The sequence below is a fragment of the Arthrobacter sp. SO5 genome (assembly GCF_020532805.1).
Lineage (GTDB): Bacteria > Actinomycetota > Actinomycetes > Actinomycetales > Micrococcaceae > Arthrobacter.
On record NZ_MQTQ01000050.1, the window covers coordinates 1 to 22,866 of the forward strand.

Annotated in this window: 16 protein-coding genes; 10 read left to right on the top strand and 6 right to left on the bottom strand. The window is 69.3% G+C overall.

Features of this window, described 5'->3' with window-relative positions; all coding sequences use genetic code 11:
- From hemB to hemL, 3 genes are all read left to right on the top strand, one after another.
- Positions 1-968: porphobilinogen synthase (hemB, locus tag BJG92_RS08630; RefSeq protein ID WP_232083622.1), on the top strand; the 968-nt coding region annotated here is incomplete at its 5' end.
- Positions 968-2,074, top strand: a complete 1,107-nt coding sequence (locus tag BJG92_RS08635; protein ID WP_232083623.1) for an LLM class flavin-dependent oxidoreductase — start codon at positions 968-970, stop codon at positions 2,072-2,074. The genes hemB and BJG92_RS08635, both read left to right, overlap by 1 nt.
- Positions 2,075-2,102: 28 nt before the next feature.
- Complete coding sequence (gene hemL / locus BJG92_RS08640; protein WP_232083624.1) at positions 2,103-3,434, top strand: glutamate-1-semialdehyde 2,1-aminomutase; 1,332 nt, start codon at positions 2,103-2,105, stop codon at positions 3,432-3,434.
- 109 nt (positions 3,435-3,543) lie between these two features.
- Here hemL and BJG92_RS08645 read toward each other — a convergent pair whose 3' ends face one another.
- The 4 genes from BJG92_RS08645 to BJG92_RS08660 all read right to left on the bottom strand — a co-directional run bounded on the left by BJG92_RS08645 (position 3,544) and on the right by BJG92_RS08660 (position 7,063).
- Entirely contained in the window at positions 3,544-4,281 is a 738-nt protein-coding gene (locus BJG92_RS08645; RefSeq protein ID WP_232083625.1) for an amino acid ABC transporter ATP-binding protein, read from the bottom strand.
- Positions 4,278-5,042 carry an amino acid ABC transporter permease gene (locus tag BJG92_RS08650; protein ID WP_232083626.1) on the bottom strand — a complete coding sequence of 255 codons (765 nt, stop codon included), beginning with the start codon at positions 5,040-5,042 and terminating at the stop codon, positions 4,278-4,280. The genes BJG92_RS08645 and BJG92_RS08650 overlap by 4 nt, the downstream gene beginning before the upstream one ends.
- Positions 5,043-5,045: 3 nt before the next feature.
- Entirely contained in the window at positions 5,046-5,981 is a 936-nt protein-coding gene (locus BJG92_RS08655) for an ABC transporter substrate-binding protein (protein ID WP_232083627.1), read from the bottom strand.
- Positions 5,982-6,352: 371 nt separating this feature from the next.
- Positions 6,353-7,063 carry a 3'-5' exonuclease gene (locus tag BJG92_RS08660; protein WP_232083628.1) on the bottom strand — a complete coding sequence of 237 codons (711 nt, stop codon included), beginning with the start codon at positions 7,061-7,063 and terminating at the stop codon, positions 6,353-6,355.
- 120 nt (positions 7,064-7,183) lie between these two features.
- On the opposite strand from BJG92_RS08660, the gene BJG92_RS08665 reads away from it, so the two are divergent.
- The 3 genes from BJG92_RS08665 to BJG92_RS08675 are packed head-to-tail and all read left to right on the top strand — an operon-like array spanning position 7,184 to position 14,441.
- On the top strand, positions 7,184-7,600 hold the full coding sequence (locus BJG92_RS08665) for an MGMT family protein (RefSeq protein WP_232083629.1): 417 nt from the start codon (positions 7,184-7,186) through the stop codon (positions 7,598-7,600).
- Positions 7,597-10,917, top strand: a complete 3,321-nt coding sequence (locus BJG92_RS08670) for an ATP-dependent DNA helicase (protein WP_232083630.1) — start codon at positions 7,597-7,599, stop codon at positions 10,915-10,917. Before BJG92_RS08665 ends, BJG92_RS08670 begins: the two co-directional genes overlap by 4 nt.
- Positions 10,914-14,441 (top strand): ATP-dependent DNA helicase, encoded by a 3,528-nt coding sequence (locus BJG92_RS08675; protein WP_232083631.1) that lies wholly within the window; start codon positions 10,914-10,916, stop codon positions 14,439-14,441. The genes BJG92_RS08670 and BJG92_RS08675 overlap by 4 nt, the downstream gene beginning before the upstream one ends.
- Positions 14,442-14,444: 3 nt before the next feature.
- Here BJG92_RS08675 and BJG92_RS08680 read toward each other — a convergent pair whose 3' ends face one another.
- Positions 14,445-15,701, bottom strand: a complete 1,257-nt coding sequence (locus BJG92_RS08680) for a macrolide 2'-phosphotransferase (RefSeq protein ID WP_232083632.1) — start codon at positions 15,699-15,701, stop codon at positions 14,445-14,447.
- A gap of 252 nt (positions 15,702-15,953) precedes the next feature.
- On the opposite strand from BJG92_RS08680, the gene nudC reads away from it, so the two are divergent.
- The 3 genes from nudC (at position 15,954) to BJG92_RS08695 (ending at position 19,953) form a co-directional block, all read left to right on the top strand.
- Positions 15,954-16,970, top strand: a complete 1,017-nt coding sequence (nudC, locus tag BJG92_RS08685) for an NAD(+) diphosphatase (RefSeq protein ID WP_232083639.1) — start codon at positions 15,954-15,956, stop codon at positions 16,968-16,970.
- A gap of 245 nt (positions 16,971-17,215) precedes the next feature.
- Positions 17,216-19,318 carry an ATP-dependent DNA helicase UvrD2 gene (locus tag BJG92_RS08690; protein WP_232083640.1) on the top strand — a complete coding sequence of 701 codons (2,103 nt, stop codon included), beginning with the start codon at positions 17,216-17,218 and terminating at the stop codon, positions 19,316-19,318.
- Positions 19,318-19,953, top strand: a complete 636-nt coding sequence (locus BJG92_RS08695; RefSeq protein ID WP_232083633.1) for a YgjP-like metallopeptidase domain-containing protein — start codon at positions 19,318-19,320, stop codon at positions 19,951-19,953. Before BJG92_RS08690 ends, BJG92_RS08695 begins: the two co-directional genes overlap by 1 nt.
- A 61-nt stretch (positions 19,954-20,014) precedes the next feature.
- On the opposite strand, the gene BJG92_RS08700 is transcribed toward BJG92_RS08695, so the two are convergent.
- The gene (locus tag BJG92_RS08700; protein ID WP_232083634.1) at positions 20,015-21,478 is read right to left on the bottom strand and encodes a zinc-dependent metalloprotease; all 1,464 of its coding nucleotides are present in this window, start codon (positions 21,476-21,478) and stop codon (positions 20,015-20,017) included.
- Positions 21,479-21,634: 156 nt separating this feature from the next.
- Between BJG92_RS08700 and BJG92_RS08705 the strand changes: the two genes are divergently transcribed.
- Positions 21,635-22,777, top strand: coding sequence for a PDZ domain-containing protein (locus tag BJG92_RS08705; protein WP_232083635.1), 1,143 nt, complete (start codon positions 21,635-21,637; stop codon positions 22,775-22,777).
- Positions 22,778-22,866 lie beyond the last annotated feature (89 nt).

Genomic DNA, 22,866 nt, shown 5'->3' on the forward strand with positions numbered 1-22,866 from the left:
CCCACCGCCCCCGCCGGCTCCGCACCACCCCGGCCATGCGTCGGCTGACGGCCGAACACCGGCTTTCGGCCGCGGAACTCATCCTGCCCGCCTTCATCCGCGAGGGCCTGTCCGCGCCCAACCCCATCGCCTCGATGCCCGGCGTGCAGCAGCACACCACCGATTCCCTCAAACGCGCCGCCGCCGAAGCCGTGCAGCTCGGCGTCGGCGGCATCATGCTCTTCGGCATCCCGGCCGTCCGCGATGCCACCGGCACCGCCTCGCTGGATCCCGAGGGCGTGCTGAACAAGGCCATCCGCGATGTCCGCGCCGAGGTCGGCGACGAGCTCGTGGTCATGAGCGATGTCTGCCTGGATGAATTCACCGACCACGGCCATTGCGGCGTCCTGGACGCACACGGCTACGTGGACAACGACGCAACCCTGGAGATCTACGGGCGGATGGCCGTGGCCCAGGCCGAGGCAGGGGCGCACGTCCTTGGTCCTTCCGGCATGATGGACGGCCAGATCGGCGTGATCCGGCAGGCGCTGGAGGAAGCCGGCCACGCCAACACCGCCGTCGTCGCGTACGCCGCGAAGTACGCCTCCGCGTTCTACGGACCGTTCCGGGAGGCCGTCGACTCGCAGTTGAAGGGCGACCGGCGGACCTACCAGATGGACGCCGCGAACCGCCGCGAAGCGATCCTCGAAGTGGAGCTGGACCTCGCCGAAGGCGCCGACTTGGTCATGGTGAAGCCCGCCATGAGCTACCTGGACATCCTCGCCGACGTCGCCGCCATGAGCCCGGTGCCGGTCGCCGCGTACCAGATTTCCGGGGAGTATTCGATGATCGAGGCTGCCGCCGCGAACGGCTGGATCGACCGCCGCGCCGCCATCACCGAATCCGTCCTGGGCATCAAACGGGCAGGGGCAAACATGGTGCTGACCTACTGGGCCAGCGAGCTCGCCGGCTGGCTGAAGGAATCCTGATGAACACGCCAACCGCCGCTGACCCGGCTTCCAAGGCAGGCCCCACCGCGCCGGTCGGCCCGGACCGGATCCTGCTGGGCCTGAACACGTTCGGTGACGTCGGCGTCTTCCCCGACGGGCACCCCGTTCCCCATGCCCAGGTGCTGCGCCAGCTGTTGGAGCAGGCCGAACTCGCGGACGGGGTCGGCCTGCACGCCTTCGGCGTGGGGGAGCACCACCGCCGCGACTTCGCGGTCTCCGCGCCCGAGGTGTTGCTCGCCGCCGTCGCCGCCCGGACCCGTAACATCCGGCTCGGCTCGGCCGTGACCGTGCTGAGCTCCGATGACCCCATCCGGGTTTTCCAGCGCTTCGCGACCGTTGACGCCGTGTCCGAGGGCCGCGCCGAAGTCATGCTGGGCCGGGGCTCGTTCATCGAGTCGTTCCCGCTGTTCGGCCTCGACCTGGCCGACTACGAGGTCCTGTTCGAGGAGAAGCTTGAGCTCTTCGACAAGGTCCGTGCGCAGAAGCCCGTGCACTGGGAGGGCCGTTCCCGGCCCGCCATTAACGGGCTGAGCGTCTACCCGCCGCTGGAACACCACCTGCTGCCGGCCTGGATCGGCGTCGGCGGGACCCCGGAGTCCGTGCTGCGCTGCGCCGAATACGGTTACCCGATCATCTTCGCCATTATCGGCGGCCAGCCGCGGTCCTTCGGGCCCCTGGCCAACCTGTACCGCGAGGCGATGGCCAAATACGGCCACCCTTTGCAGCAAGTGGCCACCCATTCACCGGGCCACATCGCCGCCACCGACGAGGAAGCCCGGGAGGAGTTCTTCCCGCACTGGCTCGCACAGCGGAACCGGATCGGGGCCGAGCGCGGCTGGGGTCCGGGGAACCGGGAGGAATACGATGCGATGTGCACGCCGGAAGGGGCCCTGTACGTAGGATCGCCGGAAACGGTCGCCGCGAAGATCGCCCTGCTGAAGAAAAACCTGGCCGTGGACCGTTTTGACCTCAAATACAGCAGCGGCACCCTGCCGCACGCCGCCATGATGCGGTCCATTGAACTGTTCGGCACCGACGTGGCGCCACGGGTTGCTGCCCTGCTGGCCAAGGCCGCCGGAAACTGACCCCGGCAGAACTGAAAGAATAGGAACCATGACTTCCAGCCACTCTCGCAACGAGGAACTCTTCGCCCGCGCCCGCCAGCTGATGCCCGGTGGCGTTAACTCGCCCGTCCGCGCCTTCGGCTCCGTCGGCGGGACCCCGCGGTTCATGGTAGCCGCCAAGGGCCCCTACCTCACCGATGCCGACGGCGCCGAGTACGTTGACCTCGTCTGCTCCTGGGGCCCGGCTTTGCTGGGCCACGCCCACCCGGCGGTCCTCTCGGCCGTGCACGCCGCCGTCGACCGCGGGCTGTCGTTCGGCGCCTCCACCCCGGACGAAGCCAACCTCGCGGCGCTTGTCCAGGCCCGCGTCCCCGCCGCCGAGCGCGTCCGGATGGTCTCCACCGGCACCGAGGCGACCATGACAGCCGTCCGCCTGGCCCGCGGCTTCACCGGCCGGAACCTCATCATCAAATTCGCCGGCTGCTACCACGGCCACCTCGACGGGCTGCTCGCCGCCGCCGGCTCCGGCCTGGCCACCCTTGCGCTGCCGGGTTCCGCCGGGGTCACAGCCGCCACCGCCGCCGAGACCCTCGTGCTTCCCTACAATGACCTCGCCGCCGTCGAAGCCGCCTTCGCCGAGCACGGGCCCCATATCGCCGCCGTCATCACCGAGGCCGCGCCCGCGAACATGGGCGTCGTCACCCCGGGCGAGGGCTTCAACGCGGGCCTGTCCCGCATCACCCGCGAACACGGGGCCCTCCTGATCCTCGACGAGGTCCTCACGGGCTTCAGGACCGGGTACTCCGGCTACTGGGGACTGACCGGCGGCGCGGCGGACGCCTCCGAGCCGTGGACCCCGGACCTGCTCACGTTCGGCAAGGTCATCGGCGGCGGGATGCCGGCGGCGGCCCTCGCCGGCCGTGCGGACGTCATGGACTACCTCGCCCCGCTGGGCCCGGTCTACCAGGCCGGCACGCTGTCCGGTAACCCGGTGGCCATGGCCGCCGGCGTCGCGACACTGACCCACGCCACGGCCGAGGTCTACTCCTTCGTGGACGCCCGCTCGCTGGAACTCTCCGCGGTCCTGTCCTCGGCGCTGGACGCGGCCGGCGTCGACCACTCGATCCAGCGTGCTGGGAACCTGTTCTCGGTGGCGTTCGGCACCTCCGCCCGCGGCGTGCACAACTACGACGACGCCCAGGGCCAGGAAGTGTTCCGCTACGCGCCGTTCTTCCACTCCATGCTGGACTCCGGTGTATACCTGCCGCCGTCGGTCTTCGAGGCCTGGTTCCTCTCCGCCGCACACGACGACGCCGCAATGAACCGGATCTTCGACGCCCTGCCCGCCGCGGCGAAGGCCGCGGCAGCCGCGACGGCCTAGTCCCCGGGCGCCGCAGGCCAGGGGCGCCGGTCCGGAACCGGAGTTAACGACGTTGGGCAGCCGCCGAAGCGGGTGCCCAACTGTGTTTAAGCTGCTTTCCAGTCCCGGACTAAAGGACGTCCGAAAGGAAGCCCTGCAGCCGCTCCGTCCGCGGATTCGTGAAGAGCTGCTCCGGTGGACCGGATTCCACGACGACGCCGGCATCCATAAACGTCACAGTGTCCGAGACGTTGCGTGAGAAGCCCATCTCGTGGGTGACGACGACCATGGTCATGCCGCCCTTGGCGAGGTCGGCCATCAGCGCAAGCACACCCTTGACGAGCTCAGGGTCGAGGGCTGAGGTGGCCTCGTCGAAGAACATCACTTCCGGCTTCATGGCCAGCGCCCGCGCAATGGCGACGCGCTGCTGCTGCCCGCCGGACAGGTTGGCGGGACGGGCGTCGGCCTTGTGCTTGAGCCCGACGAGGTCAAGCTGCTCCAAGGCTTCTGCGCGGGCCTGATCGGCCGGGAGCTTACGCAGCTTGCGCAGCGCCAGGGAGACGTTGTCCACCACGGTTTTGTGCGGGAACAGGTTGAACTGCTGGAACACCATGCCGATCCGCTGGCGCAGCTCATCCGGGTTGTCCTTGAGGACGGAACGGCCATCGAGCAGAATGTCGCCCTGGTGAGGTTCGATCAGGCGGTTCATGACCCGCAGCAGCGTCGACTTGCCGGAGCCCGAGGGGCCGATGACCGAGGCGGTGGTTCCCTTTTCAACGTGGAGGTCGATGCCGCGGAGGACGTGGTTGGGCCCGAAGGACAGGTGCAGGTTCTTGCCGGTTAGCGAGCCGGAGGCGAAATCGCTCATGGCTGTGCTCCCTTCCCGATCAGGGCAGCGGCTTCGTCCGGCTGCTTTGTCTCCGGACGGCCTGTGCGTAGCCGGTTGTCGATGTAATTGACCAGGTGGGTGAGCGGAACGGTCAAAATCAGGTACATGAACGCCGCTGCAATCAACGGCGAGAGATTCCCCGTGTTGGCGGCTGCGTCGTTGCCGATGCGGAAGATCTCGCGTTCGCTGGCCAGCAGGCCCAGCAGGTAGACCAGGGACGAGTCCTTGATCAGCGCGATGAACTGGTTGACCAGGGCCGGGAGCACCCGGCGGATCCCTTGCGGAATCACCACGAGGCGCATGGAGGACCCGTAACTGAATCCCAGCGCCCGGGAAGCTTCCATCTGTCCGCTTTCCACGCTCTGGATGCCTGAGCGGAAAATTTCGCCGATATATGCGGCCGCCATGAGCGTCAGGGCGAAGATGGCGAGCGGGAACGGATTGGTGGATCCGGTCGTCAACCGCACCAGCGGTCCCAGCCCGAGGCCGATCAGGAGGATGATCACAATCGCGGGGACGCCTCGAAAGACGTCCGTGTAAATCCGCGAGAGCCAACGCAGCGCTGCGATACGGGAGGTGCCCATGACAGCCAGGACCATGCCCAGGATGCACCCGAGCAGACCCGAGGAGACCGCCAGGATGAGGGTGTTGGGCAGGCCGACCGTAATCATTTTCGGGAGGACTGCTGCCATGGCCTCCCAGTCAAAGAAGGTCTTTACGAGTTGATCGAGTGCATCCATGGATTAGGACTTCGGGACGGTGACGGCCTTGGAACCCGGGGACCAGGTGGCCGGGGTTTCGCGGTCCGGGTACCATTCCTTGGTCAGCTTGGACCAGGTGCCGTCAGCAATCACTGCGTCGAGGCCGGAGTTGAGGGCATCGATGAGTGGCTGGTTGCCCGAGTTCACGGCGTAGGCGGTGAAGTTCTGCGTGTTGACGACCGACTCCGCGATGACCGTACCGTCGCCTTCCTTGACCTGGCCGGTGGCCTGCTGGGACGGGGCGACCCAGGCGTCCACCTGCCCGTTCTTGAGGTTGGCGTAAGCGGTGTTGTAGTCCTCGAAACGGACGGGTTCGATCTGCAGGGTGTTGGTGACGTAGTCGTCCTGCACGGTGCCTTGGACCACGGCGATGCGGTTGTCCTTGGTCAAGTCCTTGAAGCCCTTGACTTTGTCGTCCTTCTTCGCGACAACGGCCATGTAGCCAAAGTCGTAGCCGTTGGTGAATCCCACGGTCTTGCGGCGGGCATCCGTGGTGGAGATCGAGGAGGACCCAAGATCGAACTGCTTGTTTTGTACCTGGGAGAGCAGGGACGCGAAGCCGGTCGACTTGAACTCCACCTTGAGGTCCAGCTTTGCCGCAATGGCGCGCAGCAGCTCGTTGTCATAGCCCGTGAACTTCCCGGACTTGTCGATGAAAATGTTTGGCGGTGCGTCCGAGAGCGTGCCGACTGTGAGGGTTCCTTCGGACAACAGGCCCAGCTTGGACTTATCGATCTTGTCCGCCGGAGTGACGTCCTTGGTCGTGTACTTGTCCAGGGAGGTCTGGTCGCTGCCGGCGAGGGCATCGCTCGGCGTTCCGCTCGGGGCCGCCGTTCCGCCGCCGCAGGCCGCCAGGGAGACGGCCACAGCAATCGCCACAGGAACAGTAGTCAGCCACTTCATCGCTTTGGATTTCATCAGGCAAATCACTTTCATCGGAAGTTCAGGGGGTCGCGGGGCCGCGCAGTGCGGCCCGACCTGGGGCGTCAGCGCCGGCAGGGGCAGGCGGGCCCGCGAATATTAGTGTTTCACCTGACCCTGAGACCGGATGAATCCGAATTAGTGCTGGGAATGAGCTGAAAGCGCCGAACATTATTCATGATTACCGGATATCCCCCGTGATCCGGGTAACGCAGGCGGGGCACCGCGAAAGGAAAGGCTTTGGCGCGCTCCGTGGCCGGAAGGTCCCGCCTGTGTGAGTTCCGTCGCAATCGGCGAAAACGGGCGCCGCGGAGGCGTCCCTGCGGGCCTTGGGTACCCCAACGTTTCTTTCTATGAAGGCCGCGGCCCTAAAAATCCCCGCGGCTGGCGTCCTCGGGCGGCAGCACCGGCCAGTCACCTTCGATGACGGCGGCGGGTTTGGTCTTGCGCAAATACGTCTGGAAGTCGGCGGCCTGTGCGGAGGCCCACTCGATTTGAAGCTGGTGCAGATTGCCGGCCGGCATCCGGAGCTTGGGGAACTTCCCGGCCATGGCATCGAGCATCCGCAGCGTTGCCAGCGCGTCGGCTGCGGAAGTGTGCGCGTTATCGAGATTGACGCCGTACTCCTCGCACAAGGCCGTGAGCGTGCGCTTGCCCTTGCGGTACCGGTCCACCTGCTTGTTCATGATGTAGGGGTCCAGCACCGGGAAGCGGGTGAGCTGGGGAACGCCGTAGCGGGCCGATTCGGCGGCCAGCACGGTGAAGTCGTAGCTCGCGTTAAAGGCGATGACGGGCACGCCGGTGTCGAAGAGTTCCTGGAGCACCGCGGCGAGTTCCTGCGTGACGTCCGGGGCGGGCCGGCCTTCGCGGCGGGCCTTCTCGGTGGTGACGCCGTGGATGTCGCTGGCCTCCGTCGGAATCTCCACGCCCGGATCCGCGAGCCACTCATGTTCCTTGACGATGCCGCCGTCGGAATCCACGACGGTGACAGAGGCTGTGACGATCCGGGCGGCTCGGGAGTTCCGGCCGGTCGTTTCGAGGTCGAAGGCTGCGCGGGGGAGGGTGTTCCAGGTGCTCATGCCTCAACGCTACCTGCTGCCGCAGACAGTATTGCGCCCCCGTCCGGCGGGCCCCCGGGGCGGGCCTTTGCCGCGCCTGGGCCCGGCTGTGGGGCCGGGGCCACGCTGTAGCCTAGAGTCGTGCGGATGGACTATGTGGAGGCGGTGCTGGACCTGGTGGCATTGATCCCCGAAGGCGCCGTGCTGGCCTACGGGGACGTCGCCGATCTCCTCGGCTCCGGAGGGGCCCGGCAGGTCGGCTCGGCGATGAGCCGGCACGGCAGCGCGGTCCCCTGGTGGCGGGTCCTGAAGGCCAGCGGGGAAGCCCCGCCCGGTCACGGGCGCGAGGCCCTCGCCCTGTTCCTGCTGGAAGACACTCCGCTCGTGGGCGATTATGCGGACTACCTCCGCACCGGCGAAGGCCGGTGGCGGGTGGACATGACGGCGGCCCGCTGGGCACCGTCCGCGTACGAGTTCGACCGGATCGACGCCATCGCCGGGGGCCTCGACCGGTCCCTGCCTAAACTGTCGGCCCCTGATGATGAAATGACTGTGTGAGCCTTCCCAGACCGAACCCGTCCCTCCGCCTGCTGCCGCCGCGCAAGCAGCACAGCAGTGTTCCCGTGTTGTCGGCGGACCAGCTCGCCGCCGTCGACGTCCCGCACGGGTCCGGTCCAGTCCTTGTCCCCGGTGCGCCGGGGACCGGAAAGTCGACCGTGCTCGTGGAGGCGGCGGTCCGCCGGGCCCAGCGGGACGGCCTGGATCCGGAACGGATGCTCATCCTGGCCCCCGGACGGCTCGCCGCCGATTCCCTGCGGGACCGCTTCACGGCGCGGCTGGACCGGAGTCTCAGTACGACGCCGGCCCGTACCTGGGCGTCGTACGCTTTCGACCTGATCCGGCGCGCCAAAGCGGAGGGCATCCTGCCGCTTCCGCGTCCGCCGAAGCTCCTCTCCGGCCCGGAACAGGACCTCATCATCAAGGAACTCCTCGAGGGGCACGCGCAGCCGGACCTTGAGCTGCCCTGGCCGGAGGACCTGGGGGCCGCGCTGCAAACCCGCGGGTTCCGGCAGGAAGTCCGGCAGCTCTTTGACCGGATCATCGAATCCGGGCGTACCGCCGAGGACCTCGTGGTGCTTGCGCGGCGCTGCCACCGGCCCGACTGGTTGGCCGCGGCGGCACTGTATTCGGAGTACCGTGACGTCCTGGACCTGCGGATGCCCGAGGCCTTCGACCCGGCTGGCATCATCACCGCGGCCCGGCAGATCTTCCAGGACGCGCCGGACTTCCTCGCGGCGGAGCGGGACAGGCTCCAGCTGGTGCTGGTGGACGACATCCAGGAAGCCAACCCCGCCGTGTTCGAACTGCTCGCCGACATCGCGGCCGGCAAGGACGCCATCATCACCGCGTCCCCGGACACCGTGGTCCAGGGTTTCCGTGGTGCCCGCCCGGACCTCGTGGCCGAACTGCCCCGTCTGCTGGCACCAGCCGGCGGCACGGTGCTGGAGCGGCCGCTGTGGACCGCCCACCGGCACAGCCCCGCCGTGGCTGACGCCTGGCTCTCGGTGGCCGGGCGCATCTCCCGCCGGGCGGGCGGGCAGTCGGCGCGCCGCCTCGACCAGCCTGGTGCAGGATCCGCCGACGGCGTGCCCGACGGCGTGCCCGACGGCGTGCCCGACGGCGTGCCCGACGGCGTGCCCGACGGCCGGGTCGAGGCGCATCTGCTGCCGTCCCCGGTGCACGAACTGCGCTACGTGGCGCAGCGCATCCTCGAGGCCCAGCTCAACGACGGCCGGGAGCTCGGAGACATTGCCGTGGTGGTGCGGAACGGCGGCCAGCTCAGCCAACTGCAGCGCTACCTCTCCGGCCAGGGCATCCCGGTCCGGATTCCGGTGGCCGATTCCGCGGTCCGGGACGAGGTTGCCGTCCGTCCCCTGCTGGACGCGTACGCTGTCGTCCTGGACCCCGCTGCGCTCACCCCCGAGTCGGCTGTTTCGCTCCTGACGTCCCGGATCGGCGGAGCCACCTCCATCGAATTGCGCAGGCTGCGGCAGGCCCTGCGCCGCGAGGAAATCCTGGGCGGAGGCGGACGCACCAGCGACGTCCTCCTCGTCGAGGCGCTGCTGGAACCGGGCGCCCTCGCAACGCTTGGCATCGAGGGACACTCCGCGCGGCGGGTGGCCCGGATGATCCGGGCGGGCCAGGAAGCGGCCGCGGCGCCAGGCGCTAACGCCGAAACGGTCCTGTGGGCCCTGTGGAACTCCACCGGGCTGTCGTCTCGCTGGACCGAGGCCGCGCTGGCGGGAGGATCGGCCGGAGCCCGCGCGGATCGTGACCTGGATGCCATGATGGCCCTCTTCCACACGGCCGAACGCTTCGTGGACCAGCTGCCCGGATCCGGCCCCGAACAGTTCCTCGAATACCTGCTCAGCCAGGAACTGCCGATGGACACCCTCGCCGCCAGGGCGCAGCTGGAGGACGCCGTGGAACTCATGACTCCCGCCAGCGCCGCCGGGCGGGAATGGCCCGTCGTGATCGTCCCCGGGCTGCAGGAAGGCGTGTGGCCCAACACCAGGCTCCGCGGCGAACTGCTGGGCAGCACCCTGTTCGCGGACGCCGTCGAACACGGCGTGGAGTACGCCCTGCAGCTGGACCCGCTCAGCCGGCTGCGGGAAATCCGCTTCGACGAGCTGCGGAGCTTCTCCACCGCAGTGTCGCGTGCCCGGCAGGTGCTGATCTGCACGGCCGTCTCCTCCGAAGACGAGCAGCCCTCCTCGTTCCTGGATTATGTGGCACCCCTGCACCCGGACCAGGACGGGCGCGGCTTCACCCCGGTGGAACGGCCGCTGACCCTGCGCGCCCTCGTGGCTGAACTGCGCCAGTACGCGCAGCTGGACGCGCCGGAGGCGGCCGAGGCAACCTCGGTGCTGGGCGCCCTGGCCGCGGCCGAACCCGCCGTGCCCGGGGCGCATCCGGGAACCTGGTGGGGCCTGGCTCCGCTGTCCTCTGAAGAGCCCGTAGTCCCGTCCGGAGGCACCGTGTACGTCTCGCCCTCGAAAGTTGAGACCGTGCAGAAATCGCCGCTGGACTGGTTCGTCCAGGCCGCCGGCGGCGAGGCGGCCACCGACTTTGCCCGCAGCCTGGGAACCCTTGTCCATGCCATCGCCCAGGACCTACCGGACGCCTCGGGCGGCGAATACGTGGCCGAACTCGTCCGCCGCTGGCCCGCGCTCGGGATGAAGGACAACTGGGAAGGCAAACTGGACTTCCAGCGCGCCGAAACCATGGTCCGGAAACTGGCCCAGTATGTGCTGCTCATGCGCAGCGAGGGGCGCAGCCTCGTCGGAGTCGAACAGGACTTCGAGGTCAAGCTGCCGGACGTCTCTGCCCCTGCCGGCGCTGCCGATGCCCCTGCCGGCGACGACCCCTGGCCTGCCCGCCCGGCGGTGCTGCGCGGGCAGGTCGACAGGCTTGAAATCGACGGCGAGGGAAGGCTGGTCATCGTGGACCTCAAGACCGGCAAGCGCCAGCCCGGCAAAGCCGAACTCGAGCGGCACCCGCAGCTGGGCGCCTACCAGGCGGCCGTGCTTGCCGGCGGCTTCGCGGGCCCCGACGACGGACCGCCGCAGCTGCCGGGCGGCGCCGTCCTGGCCCAGCTCGGCACCACTACCAAAAGCCCCGGCGTCCAGGCCCAGAAACCGCTGGACCCGGCGGAAAACTGGGCGCCCGCAATGGTGGACGACGCTGCCCGGGTCATGTCCGGAAGCACGTTCGAGGCACGGCACGACCCCGCCAAGGGCGGCCACGGCGGCCATGGCTGCCGGCTGCCCGAGGTCTGCCCGCTTTGCGCCCGAGGAAAGCAGGTTACCGAATGACCCCCGAGTCAACACCGGCGCGGTTTACCCCCGAGGAGCTCTCCGCCATGCTGGGGGAGAAGAACAGTCCGACGGCCGAGCAGTCCCTGATCATCTCCTCGCCCCTGTCGCCGCGGCTCGTCATCGCCGGCGCCGGCTCCGGGAAGACCGCCACCATGGCCGACCGGGTGGTGTGGCTTGTCGCCAACGGCTGGGTCCGGCCGGAGGAAGTCCTGGGCGTGACCTTCACCCGCAAAGCCGCCGGGGAACTGGCAACCCGTATCCGCGCCAAGCTGGCCGCGCTGCAGCGCATCGCCGCGGCGGACACGGAGAATGTCCTTTTCCCGGCCGGGCTGCTCAGCACCGACGCGCTCGAACCGAAGGTCTCCACGTATCATTCCTACGCGAGCGGCATCGTGTCAGACTACGGCCTCCGGCTCGGCGTCGAACGCGACGTCGTGCTGCTCGGCGGCGCCCAGTCCTTCCAGCTCGCGAGCGAGGTCGTCGAGGCCTTCGACGGCGACTACCAGCACTTCCGCTCCGCCAAGTCCACCCTGGTCAAGGCGGTCATCCAGCTCGCGGGCGAATGCTCGGAGCACCTCCAGGACCCGGCAGGAGTCCGCGCCTGGCTGCTCGAGCGCGTCGCCGAGTTCGAGGCGCTGCCCTACCTGGCCACCGCCCAAAAACACCCCAGCCAGGCCGCAGCCGAGCTCAGCGCGCTGCTGCGCACCCGGGCCAGCGTCGCGGACATGGTCGGCCGCTACACGGACGCCAAGCGGGCCAGGGGGGCGCTGGACTTCGGCGACCTCGTGGCCCTTGCCGCCCGCGTGGCCGACGAGATCCCGGTTGCCGCGGAAACCGAACGCCAAAAGTACAAAGTGGTGCTGCTGGATGAGTTCCAGGACACGTCCCACGCCCAGCTCGTCCTCTTCTCGCGGCTCTTCGGCGACGGCCACGCCGTGACCGCGGTGGGGGACCCGAACCAGTCCATCTACGGCTTCCGCGGCGCGTCGGCCGGCCAGCTCTTCCACTTTGTGCGCGAATTCCCGGTCCGGCTGGACGCCGACCCCGCTGCCGGGGCTGCCAGCGCTGCGGATGCCCCGGCGCCACGCTTTGCCGTGGCACCTACTTCGTACCTGACCACCGCGTGGCGCAACGGCCGGAACATCCTCTCCGCCGCCAACGTGATTTCCGCACCACTCAGCAGGGCCGCGGCCCACACCGGCGTCGCCGGGGAGCGGGACACCGCCGACGCCGTGGAGGTCCCGCCGCTGCAGCCCAGCCCCGGCGCTGTCCAGGGCCGCGTGCTGATGGGCCGCTTCGGCACCGACGAGGACGAGGCCGCCGCGATCGCCGCCGACGTCCTGAAGTTCCGGGTCACCGACTTCGACGCGAGCCCGGCGCCGGATCACGAACCGCCCGCGATGGCGGTGCTGTGCAGGCGCCGGGCCCAGATGGAATGCATCCGGCGCGAATTCGAGGTACGCGGGATCCCGTACGAAATCGTCGGCCTCGGCGGGCTGCTGGACACCCCGGAGATTGTGGACCTGGTCGCCACCCTCCGTGTCCTGGCCGATCCGGGCCGCTCGGATTCCCTCATGCGCCTGCTGGCCGGTGCGCGCTGGCGGATCGGCCCCGCGGACCTGATGGCGTTCCGGGACTGGTCCAGTTTCCTGGCCCGGCGGCGCGGCCGGCCCGGGAACCCGGAGACGGACGGGACTGACACCGACGCGGCGGAAACCGTGATCGAGGGAGATCTCACGGATGCCGCGAGCCTCGTCGAGGCGCTGGACTGGCTCCCGCGTGAAGGCTGGATTTCCGCGCACGGCCGCCAGCTCAGCGTCGCAGCGCTGGAGCGGCTGCACCGGCTGTCCGTCGAGCTGCGCCAGCTGCGCGGATACATGGGCGATGACCTCACCACGTTGCTCGGCGAGGTGGAGCGGGCCATGCTCCTGGACATCGAAGTCGCAGCCCGTCCCGGGATCAGCATCCATCAGGCACGCCGGAATCTGGACGCCTTCCAGGACGCGGCCGCCGGGTTCCTGCACACCTCCCAGCGGGTCGACGTGCTCGCCTTCCTGGCCTGGCTTGAGGCCGCGGCCGCCGAGGAAAACGGCCTTGATGCGGCCGCGCCGGAAGTGAACCACGAGGCCGTGCAGCTCCTGACGGTGCACGCCTCCAAAGGCCTGGAATGGGACGTTGTGTTCGTGCCCGGGCTCAACGCCGGGGCCTTTCCCAGCAGCCGGGACTCGCGTTGGAGCAGCGGCAGCGCCGCCCTGCCCTGGCCGCTGCGCGGGGACCGGGCGGACCTGCCCCAGTGGGACCTCGACCACCCTGACCAGAAGGGCTGGCTCGACGCCGAGAAGGAGTTCAAGTCAGCCGTTCAGGTCCATGGGGAAGCCGAGGAACGCCGGCTGGCCTACGTTGCCTACACCCGCGCTAAGCATGTCCTCTGGGTCTCCAGCGCCGCCTGGGTGGGGTCGCGGGCCGGCATGGCGGAGATGTCCCCGTTCCTGGCCGAGCTGGAGGTCCTTACGGCCGACGGCGCCGCCGGGATCCACATGCAGTCCGTCAGCGAGGAATCGCTCCCCGAGGAGAGCCCGCTGACCGCGGAACTTGAAGTGGCAGGCTGGCCGTACGACCCCCTCGAGGGGCCCGTTGATCCGCGCACCGGGACGCGGCTACGGCTCGTGGCGGGCCGCAGGACTGCGATGGAAGCCGCGGCGGCACGGGTGCTGCTGTCCCTGGACCCCGACGCCCTGGCCGCCGCAATTGACACGGCGCCGGCGCCCGCGGCTGCCGCGGCTGCCGCGGACACAGCGCCGCCGGCGCGCTCCGCCGGCGGGAACCAGCGGCGCCTGCTGCGCGGCCCTGCCGCCGGCTGGGCGCGGGAGGCCGCCACCCTGCTGGAACGCCGCTCCCGCCGGACCACGGTGCAGGAGGTGCACCTGCCCGGTCATATCTCCGCATCCACCCTCGTGGACCTGGATGAGGACGCCGGATCCGTCGTCGCCCGGCTGCGGCGGCCGGTTCCGCGGGAACCGGGGATGTCCGCCCGCAAGGGCACGGCTTTCCACGCGTGGGTGGAGGAGTACTTCGGCACCACCGGCATGCTGGACCTGGGCGAGGCGGCCGGCTCCGATGACCACATCGACGCGGCCTACGGCCTCGACTCCATGGTGGAGACGTTCCGCCAGTCCGAGTGGGCGCACCGCGCCCCGGCGCACGTCGAGGTGCCGGTGGAGACCCGGATCGGAGACGTTGTGGTCCGCGGCCGGATCGACGCTGTCTTCCGGGACGCCGACGGCGGCTGGGACCTCGTGGACTGGAAAACCGGCCGCCGGCCCTCCGCTTCCCAATTGAAGGTCAAGGCCGTCCAGCTCGCCGTGTACCGGCTGGCCTGGTCGCGGCTCAAGGACGTCCCGCTGGCGGACGTCCGGGCCGCGTTCTACTACGTCGCCGACAACCAGGTGGTCCGGCCGCACGACCTCGGCTCGGCAGAACGGCTGGAACAGATCGTGGCCGCGGCCCTCGGGCAGGGCTAGGGGCTAGTGCGGCTTCGCCTGGACCACCGTGAGGGCGGTGGTCGACGTATCCTCGGCGCTGGTCTTGGCAGCCCCATCGGCAGTCTCGTCCGTCCCATGTTCGGCCGCCTCGTCCGACGGAATGGCGGACACGGAAACGGCAGATCCCTTGGCGCTGCTGTCAGCAGCGGACCTGCCGCTGCTGCCCGCGCCGTCGGGGGTGCCGGCGTCGGGCGGGATCGGCGTCACCTGGACGGAGGGCATCGCACTGCTGGCAGGCACTCCGGCCGGACCGGACACCGAATCCGGGGCAGCAGTATCGGCAGGGGCCGGCTGGGGGAGCGGTTCAACGCTGATTGGCTGCCCGCCGTGTTCGGCGACGTCCTCGGCCAGCACGGACAGCATGGACTCGGCCTCGTGGATCATTTCCTGGTTTCCGGCGGCCACGCCCTTGACCAGGTACTGCGCGAGGGCGAATTCGGCCGAGAGCGCTGCACGCCGCAGCAGGTGGGCGTCCGGCACGTCGCGCCGGGAAGACGTGTACTGCGCCAGCACGGCGTCCACGAAGTCCTGGTCGTTCGAGGCGACCAGCCACGCCATGTCATCGGCCGGGTCGCCGATCCGCAGGTCAGTCCAGCCGGTGACGGCGGTCACCCGGTCGCCGTCGACCAGCAGGTTGTCTTCGTGGAGATCGCCATGCACGACGCACGGGTTGAAGCGCCACAGCGACACGTCTTCAAGTGCGTGTTCCCAGCGGCGCAGCAGCAGCGGCGGGATCTTGCCGGTGGTGGCGGCCTGGTCCAGTTCGTTGAGGCGGCGTTGGCGGAACTCGTTGGGCGTGTAACTCGGCAGGTCGGCGTTGCTGACAAGTGAGTGGGGCAGATCGTGGATGGCGGCCAGGGCTGCACCGATTTCGCGGGCCAGCGCGGCAGTCCCGGCGCCCAGTTCCTCCACTGTCTTGGTGGAGCCGGACAGATGGGAGTAAACGAAGGTGCTCAGCGGGCCCTGACGGACGGTCCCGGCCACGGTGGGCATCAGGAAGGGCAGTTCGGCGCGGATGCCGGGAACGAAGGCCCGCAGCACCAGGAACTCCGTCTCCAGGCGGGCGCTGGCTTCGGCGTGGCGGGGCGAACGGACACGCCAGCGTTTTCCCTCGGAGTCCAGAAGAAGAGCCGAATCGAAGTCCGCCGGATCATCGGGCGCAGAGCTAACAGCGGTCGGGGTCAGTCCGGGGACTGCCGCGGTTGCCACAGCTGCCAGTTCGATTGGTTGTCTTCTCACTCTTCCACGGTAGATTGAGCGGCGCCCACAACGGCGATGCACCACGGCGAGTCTGAAAGATCGGGAATAAATGGTTCCCTTTGACGACGGGCCGGCACCCCGGGCCGGCACCCCGTGCCGGCGCTCACAACGTACCGTGACGGCGCCCGCAAACACCCGTGGAAAATGTCAATTGTCAGCGGGAGTCAGTACGGTGGGTATATGAGTCTTGCGGAGTCACCGGCGTCAACAAACCCACCACAGGTGAACACGATGCTCTCCTCCCGGCCGGGCCAGCCAGCGAACGGGCTGGCCAACACTGTCCTACCGGTACGCCCGGCCCTGATCGACCGCGGTTCCGCGGCCCGGGCGAAGCCCGGGATGCTCGAGGGGCTCCTCCGCTCCGGCACGGCGCGGGCCATGCTGCTCTCCGGCCGGCAGGCGCTCGTCGTCGGCAACAAGCTCGTGCTCCTGGACGCGGCCGAACTGGCGGAGCGCCTGCAGGACACCGCCTTCGCTCCGGAGCAGCTGATCTACCTGGGCTCGGCCCTGCCCGGAGCGGACCTCGAGGCCGGCACCCCGCTGGTCCTCTTCGTGCTGCCCCAGCAGTTCGAGGTCCAGGCCGAGGAATTCGAGGCTCACATCGCGGGGATTCCCGGGGGCGCGCAGTGGGCCGGCTTCCGCGACGTCGCCGCACGGCTGAACCCCACGGACACCGCCCTGTTCATCGAAGCCAGCGCCATCGCCAACTGGCATGCCACCCACACGCACTGCCCGCGCTGCGGCACCCCTACCCGGCCCGAAGCCGGCGGCTGGGTCCGGCGCTGCCCGGCGGACGGCTCCGAGCACTACCCGCGCACCGATCCTGCGATCATCGTCACCGTCGTGGGGGCCGATGACCGCCTCCTGCTCGGCGGCGGGGGGCCGCTCGACGCCAAAAACTACTCAACCCTGGCCGGCTTCGTCGAACCCGGAGAGTCCCTTGAGCAGGCCGTCGTCCGGGAGATCGGCGAAGAGGTCGGCGTGCGGGTCACGGCGAGCCAGTACCTTGGATCCCAGCCTTGGCCTTTCCCGGCGTCGCTCATGCTCGGCTTCACCGCGACCACGTCGGATACCGAGGCCAGGCCCGACGGCGTCGAGGTCACCCGGGCGCGCTGGTTCAGCCGGAGCGAACTGCAGGCTGCGGTGCTCAGCGGGGAGATCGTGATCTCCAGCCGGCTCTCGATTGCCCGGGCCCTCATCGAGCACTGGTACGGCGGCGTCATCAGGGACCTCCCGGAGACCACATGACGCCCGTGAACACTCCCCGTGCCCTGGCCGAGCCCCGGCACGCCCTCATCCGGACCCCATCGATCGACTGAGCAGCAAGTGACCCCTGAGCAGCAAGTGACCACAGAGCAGCAAGTGACCCCAGAACAGTGATCCGCGAGAACTTCACCGCCGGCGCCGTGACCCACAGCCCGTCCGACGCCCCGTCCGACGCCCAGTCCGGCCAGGGGCAGGGTGCCGATCGCCCGGAACCGGATAACCGCTCCCTGGAGGAGCGCATCCTGGGCGGCCTCGACGCTGAACAGCGAGAGGTCGCCAGCACGCTGCAGGGACCCATGTGCGTGCTCGCCGGCGCCGGAACGGGCAAGACCCGCGCCATCACCCACCGCATCGCCTACGGTGTCCACTCGGGCGTGTACAACCCGCAGCGGCTCCTCGCCGTCACCTTCACCTCGCGGGCTGCGGCCGAAATGCGCAGCAGGCTGCGGGACCTCGGCGTCGGAAACGTCCAGGCCCGGACCTTCCACGCCGCGGCACTGCGGCAGCTCCAGTTCTTCTGGCCCCAGGCGATCGGCGGCGCCCTGCCCAACCTGCTGGACCACAAGGCCCAGATGATCGCCGAGGCAGCCCGAAGGCTGCGGCTCAGCACGGACCGCGCCTCCATCCGGGACCTGGCGTCCGAGATCGAGTGGGCCAAGGTCTCCATGCTGACACCCGCCAACTACCTGGAAAAGGCCCAGGGCCGCGGGAACCCGGGCGGCTTTGACCTGACCGCCGTCGCCCGCGTGTTCCAGTCCTACGAGGACGTCAAGACGGACCGCAACGTGATCGACTTCGAGGACGTGCTGCTGATCACCGTCGGCATCCTGCAGGAGGATCCCAAGGTCGCCGCGACCGTCCGCGAACAGTACCGGCACTTCGTCGTCGACGAGTACCAGGACGTTTCGCCGCTGCAGCAGCGGCTGCTGGAACTGTGGCTCGGCGGCCGCGACGAGCTGTGCGTGGTCGGCGACGCCAGCCAGACCATCTACTCGTTCACCGGCGCCTCCCCGAAGCACCTGCTCGGCTTTAAGGCACAGTACCCCGACGCCACCGTGGTCAAGCTGATCCGCGACTACCGCTCCACCCCGCAGGTGGTCCGCCTTGCCAACGATCTGCTGGCCGGCCGCCGCAGTGGCGGCCCCGCCGCGGACGCCGCCTGGGCCGCGCCCCTGCAGCTCGTGGCCCAGCGCCCGGCCGGACCCGTGCCGCAGTTCACCGAATGCTCCGACGACGAGGCAGAGGCCGCCACGGTCGCCCTCAAGGTCAGGGAACTGCTCGACGCCGGCATCCCGGCGAGCCAGGTGGCCGTGCTGTTCCGCACCAACGGCCAGTCCGAAGCCTACGAACAGGCCCTCGCCTCGGCGGGGATCGGCTACCAGCTCCGCGGCGGCGAGCGGTTCTTCGCCCGCAAGGAAGTCCGCGACGCTATCCTCCAGCTCCGGGCCGCCACCCGCGCGGTCGCCGAGACCGCCACCCCCGAGCCCCTCGGCCAGCTGGTCCGCGACATCGTGGCTTCGCTGGGCTACACGGACGCCGCACCGCACAGCGGAGGTGCCCTCCGGGAGCGCTGGGAATCGCTCGCGGCCCTGGTGGCCCTCGCCGACGAACTCGTCGTCAGCCGGGGGGAGCACTTCAGCCTTTCCGACTTCGTCAACGAACTCCAGGAACGGTCCCTGGCCCAGCACGCCCCGACCGTCCAGGGCGTGACCCTTGCCTCGCTGCACTCCGCCAAGGGCCTTGAATGGGACGCCGTTTTCCTCGTGGGGCTCAGCGAAGGGCTCATGCCGATCTCCTTCGCCGACAGCCCCGAATCCGTGGACGAGGAACGGCGCCTGCTGTATGTGGGGATCACCCGCGCCAAAGAGCACCTGTTCCTGTCCTGGTCCACCGCCAGGACGCCGGGCGGCCGCGCAAACCGCAAGCCCTCGCGCTTTCTGGACGGGCTGCGCCCTGACTCGGTCGCCAGCTCCTCCGTCCGCGGCAAGGGTGCCGCGCCGCGCCGGAAGGCCGCCGTGCCGGCGACGTGCCGCGTCTGCGGGACCATGCTCTCCTCCGGCGCCGAACGCAAGGTGGGGCGTTGCAACCAGTGCCCTCCCACGTATGAGGAGCAGACGTTCGACGCGCTGCGCCAATGGCGGAAGGAAGTCGCGCTCGAGGCCGACGTTCCGGCCTTCGTCGTTTTCACGGACGCGACGCTGACCGCCATCGCCGAGTCCAGACCCGAATCCCTGGAACAGCTCGCGAAGCTCGCGGGCGTGGGTCCGTCCAAACTGGAAAGGTACGGCGAAGCCGTGCTTGCTGTGCTGGTCGAAAGTACCAGCCTTTGATGGCCGGCGCCGCGAGCGCCCGCCCGGGCACCCTCCCCGCGCCGGACCCGGCCGCGCTGACCACCGCCGACGGCGCCCCGGTGGAAGTCCGGCGCTCTGCGCGGCGGCGCCGGACCGTTGCCGCGTTCTGGGAGGACGGCACCGCCGTGGTCGCCATTCCGGCCTCCTTCAGCCGTGCCCAGGAGCGGGAATGGGTGCACCGGATGCTCGAAAAGCTCCGGCTTCAGGGGGAGCGGGGCACCCGCGGGGCGGGCAAGCGCAGGCCGCGCAGCGATGCCGCACTGGCCGCGCACGCTTCCGAGCTGTCCGCGAAGTACTTTGCCGGCCGCGCCGTACCCTCCTCGGTGCGGTGGGTCAGCAACCAGAACTCGCGCTGGGGGTCCGCGACGCCGTCGGACGGGACCATCCGGCTCTCGGCCAAGCTGCAGCCGATGCCGCAGTGGGTGATCGACTACGTGCTGCTCCACGAGCTGGCGCACCTGCTGGTGGCAGGCCACAACGCTGCATTCTGGCGCCTGCTGGAGGCCTATCCGGATACTGGCCGGGCCAAGGCCTTCCTGGAGGGAGTGTCCTTCGCGACCTCACGCGGCCTGCCGCCGGGCGCGTCAGGTGACCCGGACGGGGACGCGGACTGACATCGCACCGGAAAGCCCCGGCAGGAACCAGGGTTCCGGCCGGGGCTTTTCGTCTCGGGGGCTAGGCTTTGGGGCTTTCGCCCTCCTCCGGTGTTTCGTCAGGCCCGGTTTCGTCAGGCCCGGCCTCCTCGGACGGCCCGGTTTCGTCAGGCCCGTCGGCCGCGGGCCCGTCTCCCGGTTCATCGAAGCCGCCGCTGAGGAGTTTCTGCAAGGCGTTGTCCACCTCGGTGTCGCTGGCCTCCGCGAGCTTCCGGCGGCCGCTGAAGCCCTGCGGATCATCCAGGTCCTCCGCCGTCGGCAACAGATCCGGATGGTGCCAGATGGCGTCGCGGCCGTCAATGCCGCGTTCCTCCTTGAGCAGGGCCCACAAGGCGGCTGCCTCCCGCAGCCGGCGCGGCCTCAGCTCAAGCCCCACGAGGGAGGAGAACGCGTGCTCGGCCGGGCCTCCGGTGGCGCGGCGGCGCCGGACGGTCTCCCGCAGGGCCGCGGCCGACGGCAGCAGCTTCTGGGTGGCGGCCCAGGTCAGTTCATCAACCCAGCCCTCCACCAGGGCGAGCGCCGTCTCGAGTTTCTCCAGCGCCTGGTCCTGGGCGGGGGTGCGCTGGGGCATGAAGACGCCCTGGGACAGGGCCGCCTGGATGCCCTCGGGATTGCCCGGTTCCAGGTCACGGGCGAGTTCCTCGATCTTGGACGTATCGATGTGGATGCCGCGGGCGTAGGCCTCAATGGCGCCCAGCAGGTGGCCGCGCAACCACGGGACCTGGACGAAGAGGCGTGCGTGCGCCGCTTCGCGAACGGCCAGGAACAGCCGGATGTCGTTCTCGGGCAGGCTCAGGCCTTCGCCGAACTTCGCCACGTTGGACGGCAGGAGCGCCATTTCGAGGTCGGCCAGCGGGACCCCGATGTCAGTGGAGCTGACAACTTCGGCCGAGAGGGCGCCGATCGCCTGGCCCAGCTGCATGCCGAAGATCGCCCCGCCCATGTTCTGCAGCATCGAGGAGGCGCCGCCCATCATGGACTTCATTTCCTCGGGCATCTGCTCGGTCATGGCCGAGGAAAGCGCATTCGCGATGCTGTTGGCCACGGGCTCGGTCAGCCGCTTCCACGTGCCAAGGGTTTCCTCGACCCACTCGGCGCGGGACCAGGCCCGGCCGATCAGCCCGGTAGCCGGCAGTCCGGTGACCCCGTCCAGCCAGAGCTCGGCGAGCCGCAGCGCTTCGTCGACCTCCCGGGACTGCTGGGCGGTAACCGACGGGTCAGACCCGCTCGCGGCCACCCGCCGGGCGTTTTCGTGCGCCAACTGCCAGTTGACCGGCCCCTCGGAGGGTGCGCTCATCATGGCCTGGACCTGGGAGAACATCTGCGCGAGCAGATTCGGATCATCCGGCAGGCCCGCGGCTTTGGCGAGCTCCGCGGGGTCGATATCTCCCATGCCCTGGCCGCCCATCAGGTTCTTCAGCATCTCGGCGAGCGGATCTTTGGGTTCCTCGTCGCCATTGGACGGATTGAGTGGGTTGGAGGTCATGATCCCGCCGATCGTCGGTGTGGCTGCTTCTGATCTTCACGGTACCCGCAGCCGGCAGGGCTGTCTGCCGAAACGGTGCAACGTTCGCTGTAGGCAAAGAGCCCTCCCGGCGGGCGAGCGCGTAGTCTTGGAAACTGGAATACGAGAGGTCCTCCATTGACGATCACGCAGGGCGAGCAGCCCGCCAGCGAGCCGGCGCCAGGCCGCGGCCTTTCCCCCCGCCCCGGCGGATCCCGTGCCCGCAAACAAGGGAACGGGCGGTCCTCGGCCATGCTCGTTTCGGGACTGCTCGCCCTCGGGCTGGGCATCACCGCGGTGAGCCTGCCTGTTCCGTACGTCATCGAGTCGCCCGGCCCGACCTTCAACACCCTCGGCAATGACAACGGCAAACCCGTCATCACTGTGTCCGGACGCGAGAGCTTCCCGGCTAAGGGCAACCTTGACCTCACCACCGTCTACGTCGACGGCGGCCCCAACGGTCCGGTCACGGTCGTCGAAGCCTTCACGGCCTGGCTTGACCGCTCCAAATCCGTTTTCCCGGAGGAACTCATCTATCCCACCGGGGTGACGAAGGAGCAGTCCCAGCAGGAGAGCGCGGTCGCGATGACCACCTCCCAGGAGAACGCCGTTGCCTCTGCCCTGCGGGAACTGGACATCCCGTTCGAGCAGAAGATGCTGGTCGCCGGCGTGCCGGACGGCTCCGCGTCGAGCGGGAAACTCCAGGGCAACGACGTGCTGGTGTCCATCAACGGCAGGCCGATCACCGATCTCGGCGTCGTGCAGGCGGAACTGGCTGCAGGCAACGGCGCCCCGGTGGCAGTCGTCGTCGACCGCGGCGGCAGCAGAGTGGAGGCAACCATCACCCCGAGCCGGACCAGCGCCGGCCGCTTCATCCTCGGGGTGATGCTGCAGTACAAGTTCACATTCCCCTTCGACGTCAAGATCGCCCTCGACAAGGTGGGCGGCCCCAGCGCAGGGATGATGTTCGCGCTCGGGATTATCGACACGGTTACGCCGGGCGATCTGACCGGCGGCAAGCACATTGCCGGAACAGGAACCATCACCCCCGACGGCGCCGTGGGACCGATCGGCGGAATCGCCCAGAAGATGCGCGGTGCGCGCTCGGGCGGGGCCACCATCTTCCTTGCTCCGGACGCGAACTGCGACGAGGTCCTCGGGCACATCCCGGACGGTCTGCAGGTGGTCAAGGTGGGGACCCTGGACGAGGCGCGGAAGGCCGTCGAGGCGGCGGCATCAGGTGCCGACACTTCCGGGCTTCCCGCCTGCACCAGCAACTAGACTGGCCGCGGAACTAAGCCCAGCCGCCACTCGTGGCACTAATGACGGCCGCTGCCGCCCCTGACCGGGAGGCTCCGGACACCGGTACA